The sequence below is a fragment of the Ruegeria lacuscaerulensis genome (assembly GCF_013034685.1).
Taxonomy (GTDB): Bacteria; Pseudomonadota; Alphaproteobacteria; order Rhodobacterales; family Rhodobacteraceae; genus Ruegeria; species Ruegeria lacuscaerulensis_B.
Genome location: NZ_WQGO01000005.1, coordinates 99,769 through 118,289 on the forward strand (window position 1 = coordinate 99,769; position 18,521 = coordinate 118,289).

At 60.0% G+C, this 18,521-nt stretch carries 15 protein-coding genes; 8 read left to right on the forward strand and 7 right to left on the reverse strand.

Features of this window, described 5'->3' with window-relative positions; all coding sequences use genetic code 11:
* The first annotated feature begins 67 nt into the window (after positions 1-67).
* The 3 genes from GOV80_RS14065 to GOV80_RS14075 all read left to right on the forward strand — a co-directional run bounded on the left by GOV80_RS14065 (position 68) and on the right by GOV80_RS14075 (position 2,552).
* Complete coding sequence (locus GOV80_RS14065; RefSeq protein ID WP_170785652.1) at positions 68-481, forward strand: pentapeptide repeat-containing protein; 414 nt, start codon at positions 68-70, stop codon at positions 479-481.
* A 10-nt stretch (positions 482-491) separates the two neighbouring features.
* On the forward strand, positions 492-908 hold the full coding sequence (locus GOV80_RS14070) for an MBL fold metallo-hydrolase (RefSeq protein ID WP_170785655.1): 417 nt from the start codon (positions 492-494) through the stop codon (positions 906-908).
* A 138-nt stretch (positions 909-1,046) separates the two neighbouring features.
* Positions 1,047-2,552: an FAD-binding oxidoreductase gene (locus GOV80_RS14075; RefSeq protein WP_170785657.1), complete on the forward strand. Its 1,506-nt coding sequence runs from the start codon at positions 1,047-1,049 to the stop codon at positions 2,550-2,552.
* 46 nt (positions 2,553-2,598) lie between these two features.
* Here the strand turns inward: GOV80_RS14075 and GOV80_RS14080 are convergent, their stop codons facing one another.
* The 3 genes from GOV80_RS14080 to GOV80_RS14090 are packed head-to-tail and all read right to left on the reverse strand — an operon-like array spanning position 2,599 to position 5,357.
* A complete protein-coding gene (locus GOV80_RS14080) occupies positions 2,599-3,561 on the reverse strand; it encodes a TAXI family TRAP transporter solute-binding subunit (RefSeq protein ID WP_170785659.1) in 963 nt (320 codons plus the stop codon).
* 38 nt (positions 3,562-3,599) lie between these two features.
* The gene (locus GOV80_RS14085) at positions 3,600-4,622 is read right to left on the reverse strand and encodes a D-cysteine desulfhydrase family protein (protein ID WP_237215844.1); all 1,023 of its coding nucleotides are present in this window, start codon (positions 4,620-4,622) and stop codon (positions 3,600-3,602) included.
* 6 nt (positions 4,623-4,628) lie between these two features.
* Positions 4,629-5,357, reverse strand: coding sequence for a TSUP family transporter (locus GOV80_RS14090; protein WP_170785661.1), 729 nt, complete (start codon positions 5,355-5,357; stop codon positions 4,629-4,631).
* A gap of 106 nt (positions 5,358-5,463) precedes the next feature.
* Here GOV80_RS14090 and GOV80_RS14095 point away from each other — a divergent pair, with 106 nt between their 5' ends.
* Positions 5,464-6,363, forward strand: a complete 900-nt coding sequence (locus GOV80_RS14095) for a LysR family transcriptional regulator (RefSeq protein ID WP_170773192.1) — start codon at positions 5,464-5,466, stop codon at positions 6,361-6,363.
* Here GOV80_RS14095 and GOV80_RS14100 read toward each other — a convergent pair.
* A complete protein-coding gene (locus GOV80_RS14100) occupies positions 6,360-8,534 on the reverse strand; it encodes a CARDB domain-containing protein (RefSeq protein ID WP_170785663.1) in 2,175 nt (724 codons plus the stop codon). The two genes, GOV80_RS14095 and GOV80_RS14100, sit on opposite strands and share 4 nt — an antisense overlap.
* A 276-nt stretch (positions 8,535-8,810) precedes the next feature.
* Between GOV80_RS14100 and GOV80_RS14105 the strand changes: the two genes are divergently transcribed.
* Positions 8,811-11,534, forward strand: a complete 2,724-nt coding sequence (locus tag GOV80_RS14105) for a response regulator (protein ID WP_170785665.1) — start codon at positions 8,811-8,813, stop codon at positions 11,532-11,534.
* Between the two features lie 3 nt (positions 11,535-11,537).
* On the forward strand, positions 11,538-13,151 hold the full coding sequence (locus GOV80_RS14110; RefSeq protein WP_214646825.1) for an adenylate/guanylate cyclase domain-containing protein: 1,614 nt from the start codon (positions 11,538-11,540) through the stop codon (positions 13,149-13,151).
* A 9-nt stretch (positions 13,152-13,160) separates the two neighbouring features.
* On the opposite strand, the gene GOV80_RS14115 is transcribed toward GOV80_RS14110, so the two are convergent.
* The 3 genes from GOV80_RS14115 to GOV80_RS14125 all read right to left on the reverse strand — a co-directional run bounded on the left by GOV80_RS14115 (position 13,161) and on the right by GOV80_RS14125 (position 16,213).
* On the reverse strand, positions 13,161-13,529 hold the full coding sequence (locus tag GOV80_RS14115) for a response regulator (protein ID WP_170773197.1): 369 nt from the start codon (positions 13,527-13,529) through the stop codon (positions 13,161-13,163).
* A 177-nt stretch (positions 13,530-13,706) separates the two neighbouring features.
* The gene (locus GOV80_RS14120; RefSeq protein WP_170785667.1) at positions 13,707-14,588 is read right to left on the reverse strand and encodes a CobW family GTP-binding protein; all 882 of its coding nucleotides are present in this window, start codon (positions 14,586-14,588) and stop codon (positions 13,707-13,709) included.
* Positions 14,585-16,213: an amidohydrolase gene (locus GOV80_RS14125; RefSeq protein WP_170785669.1), complete on the reverse strand. Its 1,629-nt coding sequence runs from the start codon at positions 16,211-16,213 to the stop codon at positions 14,585-14,587. The genes GOV80_RS14120 and GOV80_RS14125 overlap by 4 nt, the downstream gene beginning before the upstream one ends.
* Positions 16,214-16,312: 99 nt before the next feature.
* On the opposite strand from GOV80_RS14125, the gene GOV80_RS14130 reads away from it, so the two are divergent.
* A complete protein-coding gene (locus GOV80_RS14130; RefSeq protein WP_170785672.1) occupies positions 16,313-17,254 on the forward strand; it encodes a LysR substrate-binding domain-containing protein in 942 nt (313 codons plus the stop codon).
* Positions 17,255-17,494: 240 nt separating this feature from the next.
* Positions 17,495-18,493, forward strand: coding sequence for a TRAP transporter substrate-binding protein (locus GOV80_RS14135; protein WP_170785674.1), 999 nt, complete (start codon positions 17,495-17,497; stop codon positions 18,491-18,493).
* Positions 18,494-18,521: the final 28 nt, after the last annotated feature.

Below are 18,521 nucleotides of genomic sequence, written 5' to 3' on the forward strand. Positions count from 1 at the left end.
CAGGTCGGCGCAGTGGCCAATAGGTGGCCAATACATTCGCACCCCAAAAACCTCTCTGGATCTTCACGTGTCACATAAGCTCTTTCTCGTCGCCTGTTTTGCAGCCTGCCCCGCTCTGGCGCAGATGGGGGCTGCGGTCGATCACTGCGATGCCCAACCAGCGCCGCGTATGGACTGGCACGGCTGTGATCTGGCGCGTCAGGATTTCTCGGGCTTGGATCTCAGCCACGCCAACCTCAGCGGCGCAAAACTGACTGCAGCCAAGCTGCGCGGGACCAACCTGTCCCATGCCGATCTGACCGGCACCATCCTGATTGGCGCGGATTTGCAACAAGTCAATTTCGCGGGCGCGGACCTGCGCGGCGCCTTCATGACCAAAGCCCAATTGGGGGGCAACAATTTCGAAGGTGCCAGATTTGACGGGGCCTATTACAACGACGCGCGACAATGCGCCGTTGGGTCCGTTGGCAGTTGCAAGTAAACAGACCGCCATGATCTCGCGCCGCCAATGGATGCGGGTTGCGGGCTGTGCCATGCTGTCGGCACTGGCCCGTCCGGCGCAGGCCGATGCGCCGCAACTCGACCGTCACCCGGCCCCAGAGGTCGGCTTTTTCGCCAATGCCTGTCTGATCGAAGGCCCTCAGAGCTGTGTGTTGGTCGACGCAAATCTGAACGTGAGCGAGGCGCAGGATCTGGCGCGTCTGGTCCGCGAAACCGGCAAACCTTTGACCCATATCGTGATCACGCACCCGCATCCCGACCACTATCTGGGCCTGCAATTTCTGGGGCCACAGTTTCCACAAGCAATTGTCGCAAGCGCAGCACAGTCTTTGACATTCATTGAAACCGCGGCCTTGGACTGGCCCAACAGGGGATGGCCAAATCCGAGCGTATTGCTGGCATGTTGACCCGCTACCCCGATCACGTCTTCCCTTTGGCTCCGCACAACAGCATCCTTGCCAGCCGATCCTGACGCTATGGCAAAAGGCAAACGCGCAAGGACCGATAATGGTTTACTTGCGGGGCGGATGTGACAAAGGTCCGACATGACACCATCATCCCCAACAGATTCGCACGACCAGGCCACAACTCATTCGTATCTGTCTGCGCTTAGGGCGACGCTGGGCGAAGCCGCCGTCCTGACCGGTTCAGATATTTCCGAGACCTACACCCGAGACTGGACCCGAGACCGGCACGGACAATGCCTGGCCGTTGTCAAACCCACCACTTCAGCCGAGGTGTCGCAGGTCTGTGCCCTCAGCCACGCCACAGGCATCGGTATCATCCCGCAAGGGGGGCATACCGGTCTGGTCGGGGGCGCGCAGCGCAATCGGGGCGATTGCATTCTGATTTCCACCCAACGCATGACCGCAATCGAAGAGATCGACGCCGACGGCATGACATGCACGGTGCAGGCGGGCGCCGTCCTTGAAACAGTGCAAACGACCCTAGGCGAGCAGGGTTTCCAGTTCGGTGTTGCCATCGGCTCTCAGGGCAGCGCTCAGATCGGGGGGCTGATATCCACGAATGCGGGCGGAGTGAATGTCCTGCGCCACGGCATGATGGGTGCTCAGGTTCTGGGGTTGGAAATGGTGCTGCCCCAAGGGCAGATCCTATCGTCGATCACAGGATTGCACAAAGACAACCGGGGGCCGGACCCGTTGCGGCTTGCTATCGGCGCCGAAGGGGTATTTGGCTTGGTCACCCGTGCCTGCCTGCGCATTCTTCCCCGCCAGACACATAGCGCCACCGCATATGCCGGCTGCACCTCGATGCAGGGCGCGCTGGACCTGCTGCGGCATATTCGCAGCAACGGGCACGAGGTCCTGTCGGCCTTTGAAGTGATGTCCCAAAGCTGTATGCCATTGGCCCAATCCGTTGACCCCTCGATGATCCTGCCGGTCGATGCGCCCGTCCATGTGCTGATCGCGTTTTCATCCGCGATGGACCTACCGCTGCAAGACCATCTGGAGACACTTCTGGCCTCAGCATTTGAGCAAGGGGTGGTGCAGGACGCCGTCATCGCGCAATCGCAATCTCAGGCCGCCCGGTTCTGGTCCATCCGCGAAGGGCTGGTCGAAGGACAGATCAAGCGCGGCTACCACGTGCGCAGCGATGTGTCGGTTCGCTTGGGGCATGTGCCCCAAGCCGCGGTCGCGCTCGAAACCATGCTGGCTGAGGAGTTTCCGGGCTGGATACCGCAGACCTACGGCCATTTGGGCGACGGCAACCTTCACTTTAATGCCCTACCCCCGGAGTCCAAGTCCGAGGAAGAGGCGCGCGCCGTCGGAAAGACCATCGAAGCGCGCATATTTGACATTGTCACAGAGCTCGGCGGCTCATTTTCAGCAGAGCATGGCATTGGCCGCACCAAGGCCGGGTGGTTCCGAAAAACTCTTCCTGCACGTCATGATCTGTTGGCTCAGTTGAAATTCACGCTCGACCCAAAAGGCATCATGAACCCTGGATGCCTTCTTGCCGAAAACCTGACGCATCCGCCCGACCGGGAAGATCCTAAAACAACCGGCGCAGGCAGTCCTGCAACAAGGTGAGGCCCTCCTGGGCCTCACCTGAGATAAGCACGCGATTGCGCTTTCGTTATTCCAACAGACCCTGCTCGCGGTAATATTTGAGCGCTCCGGGATGAATGGGCGCGGACAGGCCCGCTGAAACCATTTCTTCTTTGGTCAGATTTGCGAATGCCGGGTGGAACGTACGGAAGTCGTCGAAATTCTCAAAGATCGACGACACCAGCGCATAGACCGCCTCGTCCGAGACCTTGGCCGAGGTCACAAGCGTCGCGCCGACCCCGAACGTGTCCACATCCCCGTCGGTGCCGCGATACATGCCTCCGGGAATGGTCGCGGCCCGGTAATAGGCGTTGTTGTCGATCAACCCGGTCACGGCGTCACCGGTCACCGGAACCAGTTTGGCATCGCAGGTCGTCGCGGCTTCGGTCAGGTTGCCGGACGGGTGGCCCGCAGTGATGATGAACGCGTCAATCTGGTTGTCGCACAGGGCCCTGGACTGTTCCGCCGATTTCAGCTCGGCCGCCAGTGCAAACGTATCCTTTGTCCACCCTTTGGCGTCCATCAGCACCTCCATCGTGCCGCGCTGGCCCGATCCCGGATTGCCGATATTAACCCGCTTGCCTGCCAGATCATCGAAATGCTCAATCCCGGAATCGGCGCGAACCATCACGTTGAACGGCTCGGCATGGACCGAGAATACCGCGCGCAACTCTTCGAATGGCCCGGCCTCTTCAAATTTTGAGGTGCCGTTCAGCGCGTGGAACTGCCAGTCGGACTGGGCCACGCCAAATTCCAGTTCGCCCTCGCGGATCGTATTGATGTTATAGACCGAGCCACCGGTGGATTCGACCGTGCAACGCACCCCGGTTTCCTTGCGATTCTTGTTCATCAGACGGCAGATTGAGCCACCGGTCGGATAGTACACACCGGTCACGCCGCCAGTTCCAATGGTCACGAACTCTTCGGCCTCAGCGGCCACGGTGCTAAGCGCAAGCGTCAGGGTCGACGCCAAAATCAGTTTCTTATTCATAATTTCCTCCCTTTGAGATTGTCTTGAGTGTCGTTTGGTCAGGTTGGTTCAAGCTGGTCCTGATAGCCGAACAGCGCGGGCAAACCGCCCGTGTGCAGCATCACGACCTTCTGGCCCTTGCGGATCGCGCCGCTGTCCAGAAGCCCCAAAAGCCCTGCAAAGGTCTTGGCGGTGTAGACCGGGTCCAGAAATATGCCTTCGGTCCGGGCCATAAGCTCCAGTGCCGTGCGGGTCCGGTCCCCAATTTGACCATAGCCGGGGGCAAGCGCACCGTCCCAGACGTGGATGTCTTCCTTCACCAAAGCCGGGTCAAAACCCATCAACGCTGCCAGCTTGCCAAGAACTTTCTCCATCCGGGCCTTCTGCTGGGTTTGGTCGCGGCGGACGCAGATGCCGTAGACTTGCGCGCCATGACCTGACAGGCGCAGCCCGGTCAGGAACCCTCCATGGGTCGCGCCACTGCCGGAAGGCACCACCGCCACATCAAATTCCGCCATCTGATCGGCCAGCTCCGCGCCGCCCTGCACATAGCCTAAGGCCCCCAGCGGTGGGTGATCGACGCCAAGATGAATGACATAAGGTGTTCGCCCTTCGGCCCTCAGGCGCGCGGCGCGATCGTGCAACGCATTGTCCGCTCCGACCTCGTCCTCGCCCACCGGAAAGTGCATATGCTCGGCCCCCAGAATCTGCGCCAGCAGAACATTGCCCGAGCGGTAATAGGCCGGCCCCATCCCCGGTACGCGTTCTTCCAGTTGCAGCACCGACGTCATACCCAACCGCGCCGCAGCGGCGGCGGCAGTGCGCACAAAATTGGACTGCACCGCGCCCGTGATCAAAACCGTGTCAGCCTTCTGATGCAGGGCTTCGCCAAAGTAGAATTCAAGCTGCCGGGTCTTGTTGCCGCCAAAACTCAACCCGGTCAGGTCGTCGCGCTTTAACCACAGGTCGATGCCCAACCGGTCCGACATCCGGTTCAGCCGCTCGACCGGAGTGACCTCGGTCATCAACCGGATGCGGGGAAATTCGGTCAGTTTTCGGTCAATCTGCATGTGCATGGTCATCCTGTGTCATCCCATCATCCAGGCCCGTCGAATGAGGGCCACGCAGGCCAGAACCGAGATCACCCGGATCGCCTGCCCAACTACGCGTTGCGGTAACTTCGGGCCAATCAAACGACCCAAAACGCTGCCCAATACCGTCGCGGCGGCAAAAGGCACCAACCACGGCGCACCAGCAAAGGCCGTCCAATCCAGCGCCAAATGCAGCGCAAAGGCGCTGCCATAGGCAACCAGAGCAACGGGTTGCACCAGTTTGCGGGCAGCTTGCGGCGACCGGCCCACCGCCAGCAGACCAAGCACCATCAACGGCCCCGGCGTGGCCGCCCAGACAGTTGCCAGGCCGGACAGACCCGAAATGGTGCGGAATCCTGATGGTCCGATGTTCTGCCCGAATGGGATCAACGAAGTTGCAACCCCAATCAGCAGCAGCGCGGCGGTCAAAAACAGAACCGCGCGTTCGGACAAAAGCGGATAGATCAGCAGCCCCAGCGCGATCCCAGCCAGGCAGGCCAGAACCGCGTCCCGCACAAGCCCCCGGTCGCGCCGCCAGACCTGCGGGTCGGTGGCCACAAGCGACACAAGCGTGTTCAGCATCAACAGCACCGGCACCGCCGTCGCCGTGCCCAGCAACACCATCATCACCGGGGCCACCACGATGCTGAAACCGATCCCGACCCCAACCTGAAGCCCGGCCCCTAAAACGATGGCAATCAGCAAGATCAGCAAATCAGCCGACACGGGGCAAGGTCCTTTCTGCGGTTCGCAGCGATGACCCTAGCGCTCATCTACTATGATGAAAAATCATCTTATTGTATTTATTGATGCTCAAATGTTATCAACTTGCATGCGCATTACCGCCCGCCAGATTGAGCTGTTTCAGATGGCCTACCGCCACAGGTCCACCCGAAAAGCCGCCGACGCCCTGCACATCTCGCAACCTGCAATCAGCCGCGTTGTGGCCGAGCTCGAGGTTGAGATGGGCGTGGCCCTGTTTGACCGCGCCGGACGAAAATTCGAACCCACCGCCGCGGCGCATAGTTTGCAGCAGGCGGTTCAGAAACACTATCAAGGGCTGGATCGCATCCGCGACACCGCCACCCAGATCGCCCTTGGGACCGGAGGGCATTTGCGCGTGGCAACAGTTCCGGCCGTGGCCGATACGCGGGTGGCCATTGCAGCCGGACGGTTGATGGCCGAGTTTCCGGCCTTGCGCGTGGATGTGGTCGTTCTGAATGAAAGGGCTGGTCTCGCGGCCCTACGAGAAGGACGGGTGGATTGTGCGGTCGTCTCCTCGGACCCCGGAGACCCCAACCTCGCCTGCACCCGCCTGACCGATCTGGACCCGGTCGCAATCGTGCCGCGCACCGATACGCTGGCCGACAGAACCGAGGTTTCGGCGGCTGATATGGCGACAAGACCGCTGATCATGCTAACCCCGCACAGCCCTTTTCGGCGCGCGGTCGAGATGATGTTCGACCGTGCCGGCACCTCGTTTCAGGTCCGGGCCGAGGCCGAGACACAGACCGCTCTGGTCCATATGGTGGCGCAAGGGGCCGGGTGCGCCATTGTCGATGCGAATATCCTGCGCAGCTCGGATACCGCGGGCGTTGCGACGTTGCGCCTGACATCGCCCCTAAGCTGGCCGACCCGAATTGCGACCTTGTCCGCGTCACAAGACATCCCCGGCCTGCGCCGGTTCACCGCAGCGGTTCTGGACACCCAAGCACCCGGATCGTCACCCTAGATTCCGATCATAGCGGGCTCGTCTTCGACGACGATAAAGTGGTTCGCATCCAGATCGGCAACATCGACCCCCTCCAGCAACAGGCTGGAATCATCGGCATATTGCAAAAGCGCACCCTCGCTGGTCTGGATTAAATCGACCATGGGGTCGTAGGTGTCCTGGTACCCCACATTGATCACTACGGCGTCAAAGTTGAAGTCGAAATCATCCACCACATCATGACCAAATCCGCTGACCCCGTCCGCGGAGGCATTGCGCGCAACGCCAACCATATCGTTACCTTCACCGGTACTGATCGTGTCATTGCCCATATAGCCAGCAATCAAATCGTCCCCGGCGCCGCCCTCAAGGATATCATCCCCGGCACTTCCAAAGATCAGATCGTTGCCTGCGCCAGCTTTGACCGTAGCCGCCGCGCCAGCGGACAGATCAATATGGTCGTCCTGCGCGGTCAATATGAGGGTTTCAAAATTGATGTATTGCGCCTCGGTCGCGCCCTGTTCGACCAGATACTGAGGGTCCTCGGGATCGAAAACGAAATCATAAGCCAATTGCACGCCTTGTGCCCTGCCCGAGAAGTCCAGCGTATCGACCCCGTCGCCACCATCTACCGTGTCCAGCCCGCTCCCGGCAAACGCGATATCGTCGCCGCCCAGCAGATCAATACTATCCCCGCCCGCAGTGCCGACCCAAACGTCATTTCCTTCGGTGCCCACGGCGGACCCTCCGATCAGGGCGACGTCTGCGGTGCCACTATTGTTAGACGGGTCCACCTCATTCTGGGCATCCGCCACCAGAATGACCTGATAGTCCCCGGCGGAAAGACCCGCATCCAAACTGGCCGATCCCGTGAGAGTTGTCGAACCTCCAGCCGTCAGAGTGGCCGAACCGCTCCAGATCACAATATCGTCGCCTGACACAGTACCGTCCGTCGACAGATAGGCCGTGAAGCCCGTATTGATTGCCGGGTCAGAGCCCAAGTTCGAGACGTCAAAGCTGAAATCAAGCTGCCCGCCTGTCGGGCCAGACAAATATCCCTCGGGTCCCAGATCCAGATCCGAGGACGCGGCGATGCTGAGCATTCCCACCGACAGGTCCACCACGGGCGCGGGCGGAGGGGTCAGGGTGACGGTATGCACAATGGTGTTGTTGTCAGGCTGCGTATCGGTCGATCCGTCATCCCATTCGACGACGCTTATCAGGTGATAGGTGCCCGGCGCGAAGCCTTCGGGCAGCCAATGCGTTCCAGTCACATTTGTCGTCATCTCGGGATCGGTGCCGCCAGTGATCACTGAAATACGCTGATCATCTTCGGAAATCGTTGCATCGGTCGAGATATAGGTGGCGACCGTATACCCCGACACATCCATGTTCGAGGCGTCCTGAATGACATAGTCGATCTCGATCCGCGCGCCGCCGTCCAAATCAAGGTCCGATCCGTCGCCAACCGAGGCCGAAAGCAGTTGCAAATCGGTGCTGGGAGCCTCGACAGTGATCTGAATCCATTCGGTCAGGTTGTCGGTCTCATCCTCTTCGGTCAGGGCATCGCCACTGTCCACGCGCACCGCAACCCAATAGGTGCCGGGCTGCAAGGCGCCGGGATCAAGCGTGAAGGAAACCGAGTCGCTGCTGCCGGTCGCCAAAGCACCCAATTGCGCCGCGTCAATTGTGTCGATGATCGCCCCTTCGTCCGGAGCGGCGGCAATCACAAGGTCAACACTGGACGCGGCTGCATCAAGCACGCCGTCAGAAGCGATCGATACGCTCACATCCGTCACCTCACCCGGCGACAGCACGGTGTCCTCGACTTGCACCGCCTGCGCGCTCAGATTGGCAAAACGTGGCAATATCACATCAGAGGCTGTTTGGGTCATATCCGCAAACTCGAACAGCTCGACATCAGAAAGGGTGTCTGTCCCCTCGGGTCCCGAAATCTGAATGCGCCCGTCATCCAGCAGTATGACCTCATAAGCATCGCGCGCATGGGCATAGACGGCTGTGTCGGTCCCGCTGCCACCTAGGATCGTATCATCGCCGCCGCCGCCTGTCAGACGGTCGTTACCACCTTTGCCGTCCAGCACCTCATCCGCGCTGGTTCCGGTCAGAGTGTTGTCCCGCTTGTTCCCTGAGATGACGTTGCTGTCACCCCCGCCCTTGTTTGGCTTCGGCATCGAAAATCTCCTGCAAAAAATCACTTTGAAAGTTGAGTGCCAAGGAATTGCGTCAACAATTTGGCGTTGTGTGACATGTAGATATGATTAATCTTAGATTGTATTTGAACATGTTTATGTCTGTGCTTTTCGCGCCTTCCCCGGCCCAATCAGTTTCTCTCATTCTCGGAAAACGCCTTGTTTTGTGCATGCATTTCCTTTGAACTGCTGAATAGACAGGCGACCAATATGACGGCTTCCCGGCTTTCTGGTCTCGCCACGTGGGAGAGCACATAAATGACCCGATCCGAGATCTTGCAGGTTTTGGCAGATTTGACGGCCCGGATGCAGGACGCCGACGAACTGACCACACGTCTGCAAGCCGCCGGGTTCAGCGAAGATGAGATCGCGCTGACCCAACAGCTCACCACCCAATGCGCAGGTCTTAGCCTTAGCTCCGAAAATGGCGCGGCAGAACAGACGCTGGCGCGACTGGTGGATGCGATCAACACCATCCCTGAGGGGTTTGCCCTTTACGATGCGGATGACAGGTTGGTGCTGGCCAATCAGACATACCGCCAGATGCTGTATCCGGGCCATGAAGATGTAATAAAACCGGGAATGAAGTTTGAGCAGGTCGTCCGCAAAGCCCTTTCGCTGGGCGTGATACAGGACGCAGCCGGTCGTGAAGAGGAATGGCTGACCAAGCGGCTCAAGCGCCACTTCAACCCTGAAGGCACCCAGATGCAAAGCCGCGCCTCGGGCGGGTGGATCAAGATCAGCGAGCGCAAGACAAGCGACAACGGGATTGTCGCTATCTACAGCGATGTCTCGGACCTGAAGAAGGTCGAGGCCCGCAACGCCGAACTGGCGCAGATCCCCGAGGAAAACCCCAACCCGGTCATGTGCATCAGCAATGACGGGGTGCTGATCTATGCCAACCGCTCCAGCGACCCGCTGCTGGACGCGCTGGACCTTAAAGTCGGCCAGCGGGTCGGCCCCGACTGGCTAAAGCGGGTCGAGACAGGCCTGCGCCAGAACGAACGACAGGATTTCGAATGTCAGGCGGGCGGGATGGTCTATGCCCTGCTGCTCTGGCCCCTGCCCGATGCCAAACATGTCAACCTCTACGGCCGCGATGTCACCCAGTTGAAACAGGCCGAGAACAGGATGCGTGAACTGTCCCGCATCCCCGAGGAAAACCCCAACCCCGTTATGCGCATCAGCGCCGACGGCAAACTGATCTACGCCAACCGCGCCAGTGCGGCGCTGATCTCGGCGCTTCAGCTCAAGGTGGGCGACCGGGTCGGCACCGGATGGCGCAGGCGCGTTGCCAAGGGCTTGCAAGAAGATCAACGCCAGGATTTCGAGTACGAGGCCGGCGGCTTGATTTACGCCCTGCTTCTGTGGCCCGTGCCCGATGGTGGCTATGCCAATATCTACGGGCGCGACATCACCACTCAGAAACAGGTGGAAAGCGAATTGCGCGTAGCCCGCGACATCGCTGAGACGGCAAACAAGACCAAAAGCACCTTCCTAGCCAATATGAGCCACGAGCTGCGCACGCCCCTGAACGCGATCATCGGCTACAGCGAGTTGATGCTGGAAGACGCCATTGACCAGAATGATGAGGCCAACCTCAGCGATCTGACCAAGATCCAATCCGCCGGGAAGCACCTGTTGGCCCTGATCAACGACGTTCTGGACCTGTCCAAGATCGAAGCGGGCAAGATGGAGTTCAATCTAGAATCCTTTGACATTTGCCAGATGGTCATGGATGTGAGCACGACGGTGCAACCTTTGGCCGAGAAAAACGCCAATGCGCTGGAAATCTCGTGTCCCGAGGATATCGGCGAGATGGTCTGCGATCTGACCAAGGTCCGGCAGGCCCTGCTGAACCTTCTGTCCAATGCCTGCAAATTTACCGAAGACGCAAAGATCGCTCTGACTGTGCAGCGCACGGATGATCCCGATCTGATCGAATTTGCCGTCACCGATCAGGGCATCGGCATGACACCCGAGCAAGTCGAGAAGGTTTTCGAGGCTTTCACCCAAGCTGATTCCTCGACCACCCGGAATTACGGCGGCACCGGGCTGGGGCTGTCGATCACCAAGGTGTTCTGCGAACAATTGGGCGGCGATATCGACTGCACCAGCACACTAGGCGAAGGCTCGACCTTCACCATCCGCCTGCCAGGTGTCTGCCGCGATCCCGCGGCCAATCTGCTGCACGGGCCGGGCTATACCGAGGGCGATCCGAACAGTGATCCGACCGCGCCGCTGATATTGCTGGTCGACGATGATCCGACCGTGCATGATCTGCTTGGGCGGCGTCTGCGCCGCGAAGGATACCGGGTGCTGGCCTCGACCAGAGGTGAGGATGCGCTGGAATTGGCGCGCAAGACCCGGCCTGACGCGATCACGCTGGACGTGTTCATGCCCGAAATCGACGGTTGGGCAGTGCTGTCCAAACTCAAGGACGATCCCGAACTGGCCGAAATTCCGGTGATCATGCTGACCTTCGCTGATGACCGGTCCCGCGGGTTGTCGCTGGGCGCAAGCGAGTATCTGGGCAAGCCGATCGACACGGTCGAATTGCTTAACGCCCTGAAACAGCATTGCTCCGCCCAACCCTCCACCCGCGTACTGGTGGTCGAGGACGAAGCCGCCACGCGCGAGATGATCTGTCGTGTTCTGGCCAAAGAGGGCTGGCAGATTGATCAGGCCATAAACGGGCTGGACGCGCTGAACCAGATGTCGAAATCCACCCCGGATGTGATCCTGCTGGACCTGATGATGCCCGAGATGGACGGGTTCGAATTTCTGGCCGGAATGCGCAAGAACCCCGATTGGGGTGAAATTCCAGTCATCGTGGTGACTGCAAAAACCCTGTCGAACGAGGACCGCGCCCGGCTGAATGGTTCGGTCCAGACGCTGATCAGCAAGGACGGGGACGAGGTTGAAACCATCTTGTCCCAGTTGAACGCCATCCTGCCCAACGCGCGAACCGGGAACCGCTAGATCATGCGCCCCGAGCCCGACAATGAAACCCAGCGCGCCAAGGCGGCGTGGTTGGCCAATCTGCGCCAGAGCCTGATCTCACCGGTCAGCGCCATCGTGGGATTCAACGAGCTGCTTCAATCCGAGGTCGACCGGCAGGCGCTGTCGGACGTGGCCTCGGATCTCGACCGGATCTCGAAGGCCACCGCCGATCTGAACACACAGGTGGATCAGCTTTTGCATCCCGAAACGGCGCTGAAACTGACCGTAGGTGGCGATGAAAGCGTGCAGCGTTTGCGCCACGACCTGCGCACGCCCATGAACGCGATCAAAGGCTACAGTGAAATGCTGCTCGAGGATCTGGACGATCTGGATGCAAGCCACCTTCAGGGTGACCTGGTGGGCCTTTTGGACCATACCGACGCGCTTTTGCAGCAGATCGACCATCTTGCCGCCCTGTCCGATGATCCGGCAGGCAATTCGGCGGACATCCCCAACGCGCCGCAGGACACTGCCGCGATGTTCGCCAACTTGGCCGACAGCATGCGCTCGATCGACCCGATTGCCGAGACCGAGCTTTTAACTGGCAACATCCTTGTGGTTGATGACGTCGAGGCCAACCGGGCGCTGCTGGCCCGACGGCTTCAGCGCGATGGTCATCAGGTCTGGACCGCCGATGGCGGTTTTTCGGCGCTGCAAATGGCGTCCATGCAACCCTTCGATCTGGTCCTGTTGGACCTGATGATGCCTGACATCAACGGGTTTGACGTGCTGGCCCGATTGAAAGAGGATGACGCTCTGCACGACATCCCGGTCATCATGATCTCGGCGCTGGACGAAATAGAAAGCGTCGCCCGCTGTATCGAAGCCGGGGCCGAGGACTATCTGCCCAAACCCTTCAACCCTGTTCTGCTGCAAGCGCGTATCAACGCCGCGCTGGAGAAGAAACGCTGGCGCGTACGCGAACGCCACTATCTGGATCAGATGGAGGCGGAAAAGCAGAAATACAAAGACCTTCTGCACAGCATCCTACCCCAGAAAATCGTGACGCGCCTGAACCAAGGCGAAGCGACCATCGCCGACCGACACAGCGATGTCACCGTCCTGTTTTCCGACATCGTGGGCTTTACCGAGATGTCGGCCAAACTGCCCCCGGCCCATGTGGTGTCTTACCTGAACCGCATCTTCTCGGGCTTTGACCGGACCGCGACAGAACTGGGCGTCGAGAAGATCAAGACTATCGGAGATGCCTATATGGTCGCCGCCGGTGTCCCCGATCACCGCGATGACCACGCCGAGGTGATTGTCGAGATGGCCCACAGGATGCTGGCGCAGGTCGAGGCGCTGAATCGCGAGGTTGATCATCCAATGCATATCAGGATCGGCATCCACAGCGGGCCGGTGGTTGCGGGCATTATCGGCTCGCACCGGTTTCTCTATGACATCTGGGGCGACACGGTGAATGTCGCCAGCCGTCTGGAATCAACCGGTGCACCCGGTCGGGTGCAGGTGTCTGAAGACACCGCGTGGCGGATCGCACACAGGTTTCAGGTCTCGGATCCCATCGAGACCCGCATCAAGGGCAAGGGTCAGGTCAGAACGCACTTCGTCACCGGGCGCAAACCCCCAGCGAAATAGCCGGACTTGTCAGGAGGCAGGCACCAGCTTGTCCATTTTTTCCAGCAGTCGGCTTAGCTCGACCGGTTTGGTGTCGAAATCATCGCACCCGGCCTCCAGCGCCTTTTCCCGGTCGCTGGCCATAGCATGCGCCGTCAAGGCAACAACCGGAATCGCCGCCGTCTCGGGCGTGGCCTTGATGCGGCGCGTCGCTTCCCAGCCGTCGATCTCGGGCAAGCTCATATCCATCAGGATGATGTCAGGGTTTTCCGAACCCGCCATCGACACACCCTCTAACCCGTCTTTTGCAACCACGACCTCATAGCCCTTGCGCTGCAAACGGCGCGACAGCATATCGCGGTTCATCTCGTTGTCTTCCACCAAAAGAACTTTAGTCAAAATTTCCCCCCGCGCAGCCGCGCTTTTTGACTGTGAATGATGCCGGCCAGGCACAAAGCCCCTGTTCAGTCGCCTCCCCTGCGGCTGAACCACCCTAACCTCGCCGGTGACTGCATTGTCTCATCAAATTATTTTCGTGCAACGGGTATTTCGGAGGAGATATTCAATCCTTTGCGACTATTGCTTTCGCAACGCGGATTTCGTCCACCAAAGGTCACATGCCTTCGCTGACAATTTGGTCGCCAGACCGATCCCGACCAACTGGCTTTGCGCCGGTTGTTCGATATCGCCAATGTCAATGTCGCGCCCGGCCACCTGCACCAAGAGACCCGCCCCATCCGGGCCCCTCACCTGCCCTTTGACCCGGAATAGCCCCTCGGGGCGGGCACGCAGGGCGGCTTGCAACGCCGTCCGATCAACCGGATCCGGGCCGGTGAACGACCACTTGGTATAGGCTGGATGCGGGGTCTGCGGCAGATCAATCGGACCCTGCGGTGCGATCAGCACTTGCGCGATGTTCAGGTCCTGCGTCCGGGTCAGCACCGCTGTGGTATTCAGGCCCGACAGGGTTTGTCGCAACGCAGGGGACAGGTCACATTTGCTGACGGCAATAATATCGCCGCAGGCGATCTGCCCTAGAACCTGAGGTGCAATCAAAGGATCAGCGCACAGCGCCTGCACCTGCTGACCGTCCACAACCGTCACGATCCCTGCATAGTCCAGATCAGGCTCCGCCTGCGCCACGTTTGCAATCCGCGCGGGGTCGGCGATGCCGCTGGCCTCGATGATCAGATGATCGGGCCTTGGGCGACGGTCCAGCACATCGCCAACCGCCAGAAACAGATCAGCACCCATGGTGCAGCACACACAGCCATTGGCTAGCTCTATCGTGTCCTCTTTGGCCGAAACCAGCAGGTCGGCATCAATGTTGATCGCACCAAAATCATTGACCAGCACAAGAATGCGCAACCCGTGATCGCCTGACAGAATCCGGTTGATCAGCGTTGTCTTGCCCGCTCCCAGATACCCTCCGATCACCGTCATGGGCAGCGGAGTCATAGGCGATGCACCTCACCGCCCAGCACCGTGCCCAAGACGGCAATATCCTTCAACGCGTCCGGATTCACTGCGGTCGGATCCGCGCCCAACAGTACGAAATCAGCGCGCTTTCCGGTTTGGATCGAGCCGATCTCGGCATCCATTTTCAACGTCTGCGCCGCGCCCTGAGTGATGGCATAAAGCGCCTCCTCGACCGAGATACACTGCGCCGGGCCCAACGTCTGGCCGCTCATGGTGCGGCGGTTCACGGCGCACCACGCGGTAAACAGCGGCCCCATAGGCGTCACCGGCGCATCCGAGTGAATGGCGGTGATCACCCCCGCATCCAGACAATCACGCACCGCATCCATCGACTGCGCCCGATCCGGGCCGATGGTCAGAGCCGTGTGCTGATCGCCGAAATACCACAGGTGATTGGCAAAGATGTTGCAGGCAACGCCCAGCTCAGCCGCGCGGCGAAACAGGGCGGCATCCATCATCTGGCAATGCTGCAACACGTGGCGCGCACCCGGCCACGGATGTTTGCGCGCCGCCGCCTCCAACGCGTCCAGCGTCACCTCGGCCGCCTCATCCCCGTTGACATGAATATGCATTTGCAGCCCCTGGCGCTGCATCTCTTCGCACAGCTGGAAAATCTGGTCGGGCGCGGTGTTCCACAGCCCGTTCGGCTGCCCGCCCACGTAACCCGGCGCCCGCACACGCGCTGTCCACCCCTGAATGGATCCATCCGTCATCAGTTTAACCGCGCCCAGCCGCAGCTTCTCGGTCGACCGGTCGCGCATCGCTTGCGCCTGTGCCGCAATCTCGGCCGGGGTGCCGCCCATCGCCCCCAGCGCAGGGACAAGACGCACGGGGAAATCCGACCGCGCAGTCGCAGCGGCCAAACGCGCGACATCCTCATCGCCCAGCGTGGCAAACAGATCGGTCACGGTGGTGACGCCCGCGCGCTTGCAGACCTCACCATAAGACCGCAGCGCCGCATCGGTCTGCGTCAGGTCGCGAAAGTCGATCCCCGTCCGGCGCATGACTGGAAACATCGCGGCCATTTCCTGCAACTCTCCGGTCGGCTGACCGTCCGACCCCTTGGTGACGCCCTCGACATTGGTGGCAGCGTCATAGCCCGCCAGTGCAAGCGCTGCGCTGTTGCCGCAGAGCAGGTGAAAATTCGAAAAGATGATAACGATGGGACGCGTGGTGCTGACCTGATCCAGATGATGGCGGCTGAGCCGCTCCGAGGTCAGGAAAATCGGATCGAACCCCCAGCCGATCAGCGGCTGCTCCGGTGCCAGGGTCGCCTCGAACTCTGACAGCCGCGCAATGACCTGATCAATCTGCGTCATACCGTTGTGCATCTGACCCTGCGGGTCGATCCGGTCGTGATAGCCGCAATAGGCATAGTCCCACATGGCCCCGGCCATCATATGCGCATGGCCTTCGACAAAACCCGGCATCAACACCGTGTCAGACAGATCGACATGGGCCTCGGCCCCGCCCCACGGGTCCGCGCAATTCGGTCCGCCTACCGCCAGAACCCGCCCGTCGCGCACCGCCACATGGCTGGCGCGCGGCTGGTTTCTGTCCATCGTGACCACGGATTTCGCATGGAAAAGAAGCGTTTTGCCCATGTCCCCCTCCTCTCGGGTCTCCTACAGCTAGCCAAGCTTGGTCACTTGGAAAAATAGAATTAGTATCAGAGTATCACACAAAAAATACAGGAATTACCCGTGCGCTTTACCCTCAAACAGCTTCAGTATTTCGATGCGGCCCTGCGCACCGGTTCGATCGCGCGGGCCTCGGTCGAGATGAATATCTCGCAATCCTCGATCACGGCCGCCATCGACATGATCGAAAGCACGACCCAGGCCGAACTGTTGCGGCGGATGCCCGCCAAAGGCATTGTCCCCACCGACAAAGGCATCGAGATCGGTGCTCGTATCCGCACCTTTCTGGAACAGGCGCGCATCTTCGAATCCGATCTGCTGACCCTGACCGGAGATCCAGCTGGCACTCTGCGTCTGGGCTGCTATGCCCCCACCGCGCCTTATGTTCTGCCGCCGATCCTCAAGCGCATTTCGCAGGATTTCCCCCAGATCAGGGTCGAGATTAAGGAGGGCGACATGCTCAGCATTGCCGAAATGCTCAACAGCGGCGTGGTCGATCTGGCCCTGACCTACCGTCGCGCCGCGCCCAAGGCGCAGCCTTTCTTGCCCATGTTCAAGGCGGCACCAATTGCGATGATCCCCGATGTCTCGCCCTTGGCCCAAAAGGACCAGGTGGCGCTGTCCGATCTGGCCGACCTGCCGATGATCCTGCTGGATCTGCCTGGCGCCCCGGATTATTTCGAGGCCCTGTTCACCACCGAAGGGCTGCGCCCGCGTATTGCCCACACCACCAAAAGCTCCTCGGTTCTGCGCGGGATGGTCGCGGCGGATCTGGGCTATGCCATTCTGAACATCTGCGGGCCGCTGGACCGCAAAGGTCAGAACGGCTATGTCGCGCGGCCGATTTCAGGGGATCAGGATGCGCCTTTTTACGGGGTAGCCTATACCGGCGCGGGCAAACGCTCGGCCCTGGTGCGCAAGGTGCTGGAAACCTGCCGCGAGATCTCGGATCAGGGCGGGTTTGATCACCTCCTGACGCAGCCTGCGCCGTACGCGGCGCAATAAACCCAAAAAATGCAATAATACCCCCAGAAAACAACTGTTTTCTGCATCAATGAGGATTGGGTAGCGTTTCCCTGTCCCACTAACAGATCCGAGGGATCAGGCTTTAGCTGCCTGACACTCTTTGGCGCGCTGGGATTTGCAGAATTCTACCGCCCCGTAATAGGCTTACGGAATATCAACAAAATCGGGGCGGCAAACGGCAAGATCAAACAACAAGAACGCACCAACCAGGAGGACTTCATGAAACTTTGGAACTTGAAAACGGTGACGATGCCGGTACTGGCACTCGCACTCTCCGCCACATCCGCACTGGCCGCTGACATCACGATGAATGTCGGCTTTGGCGCGCCAGAGGAATCGCTCTATGGCCGGTTCGGCAAGATTTTTCAGGAAAAAGTGGCCGAGCACTCGGACGGTGCAATCGAAGTCAAACTGCGCTGCTGCAACCAGATCTCCAGCGAGGATGAGGCGTTCAAGGCCATGCAGCTTGGCACGGTTGATGGGTTCTTTATCACCGCCAACAACGTCTCGCCCCATTGGCCGCTGATGGATGTCACGGTGCTGCCCTATATCTTCCAGAACGCCGAACATCTGGACCGGGTGCTGAACGGCGAAGTCGGACAGCAGATGAAAGATCAGTTGCAAGCCGATACCAGCGTCCACCTGCTGGCCTTTGGTCCGGCGCTTTATCGGGATTTCTACAACTCTGTTCGCCCCGTGAACACCATGGCGGATATGGAAGGTCTGAAAATCCGCGTCCCCAAGAACGAGGTGATGATTGCCACCTTCGAAGCCTTTGGCGCAAACCCAGTGCCGCTTGCGTGGTCCGAGACCCCCACCGCGCTGCAAACTGGCACCGTGGATGGTGGCGACAACGGAACATCCTTCATTCGCGACATGAAGTTCTTCGAGTTCGAGCCGCATCTGGTCATCCTCGAGCATTTCGTGGCCTTCGCACCTCTGTTCGCGTCGGACAATTTCATGAAGAAGTTGAACGATGAACAGCGTGCCCAGATCATGGACGCCGCTGCCGAGGCCGGGGCCGAATTTGCCGCTCAGGTCGCGAGTGAGACCGAAGAGGTCCGCCAGTGGCTGGTTGACGAAGGCGGCATGGCCCGCACCGACCCGGATCGCACCGACTTTATTGCCGCGGCCCAAGGCGTGCAGCAGGAGTTCGCGGAAAAACGCGGTGATGATTTCATCGCCTTGGTGAACGCCATTCAGGCCGCCGCCCAATAAACAATCCGGGCGCCACAAGGCGCCCTTT

What these genes read in the sequence shown, in the direction of transcription:
- GOV80_RS14070 (WP_170785655.1), top strand. Translation starts at nt 492, where the DNA reads ATGATCTCGCGCCGCCAATGGATGCGGGTTGCGGGCTGTGCCATGCTG.
- GOV80_RS14075 (WP_170785657.1), top strand. Translation starts at nt 1,047, where the DNA reads ATGACACCATCATCCCCAACAGATTCGCACGACCAGGCCACAACTCAT.
- GOV80_RS14080 (WP_170785659.1), bottom strand. Translation starts at nt 3,561, where the DNA reads ATGAATAAGAAACTGATTTTGGCGTCGACCCTGACGCTTGCGCTTAGC.
- GOV80_RS14085 (WP_237215844.1), bottom strand. Translation starts at nt 4,622, where the DNA reads ATGACCATGCACATGCAGATTGACCGAAAACTGACCGAATTTCCCCGC.
- GOV80_RS14095 (WP_170773192.1), top strand. Translation starts at nt 5,464, where the DNA reads ATGCGCATTACCGCCCGCCAGATTGAGCTGTTTCAGATGGCCTACCGC.
- GOV80_RS14100 (WP_170785663.1), bottom strand. Translation starts at nt 8,534, where the DNA reads ATGCCGAAGCCAAACAAGGGCGGGGGTGACAGCAACGTCATCTCAGGG.
- GOV80_RS14105 (WP_170785665.1), top strand. Translation starts at nt 8,811, where the DNA reads ATGACCCGATCCGAGATCTTGCAGGTTTTGGCAGATTTGACGGCCCGG.
- GOV80_RS14110 (WP_214646825.1), top strand. Translation starts at nt 11,538, where the DNA reads ATGCGCCCCGAGCCCGACAATGAAACCCAGCGCGCCAAGGCGGCGTGG.
- GOV80_RS14120 (WP_170785667.1), bottom strand. Translation starts at nt 14,588, where the DNA reads ATGACTCCGCTGCCCATGACGGTGATCGGAGGGTATCTGGGAGCGGGC.
- GOV80_RS14125 (WP_170785669.1), bottom strand. Translation starts at nt 16,213, where the DNA reads ATGGGCAAAACGCTTCTTTTCCATGCGAAATCCGTGGTCACGATGGAC.
- GOV80_RS14135 (WP_170785674.1), top strand. Translation starts at nt 17,495, where the DNA reads ATGAAACTTTGGAACTTGAAAACGGTGACGATGCCGGTACTGGCACTC.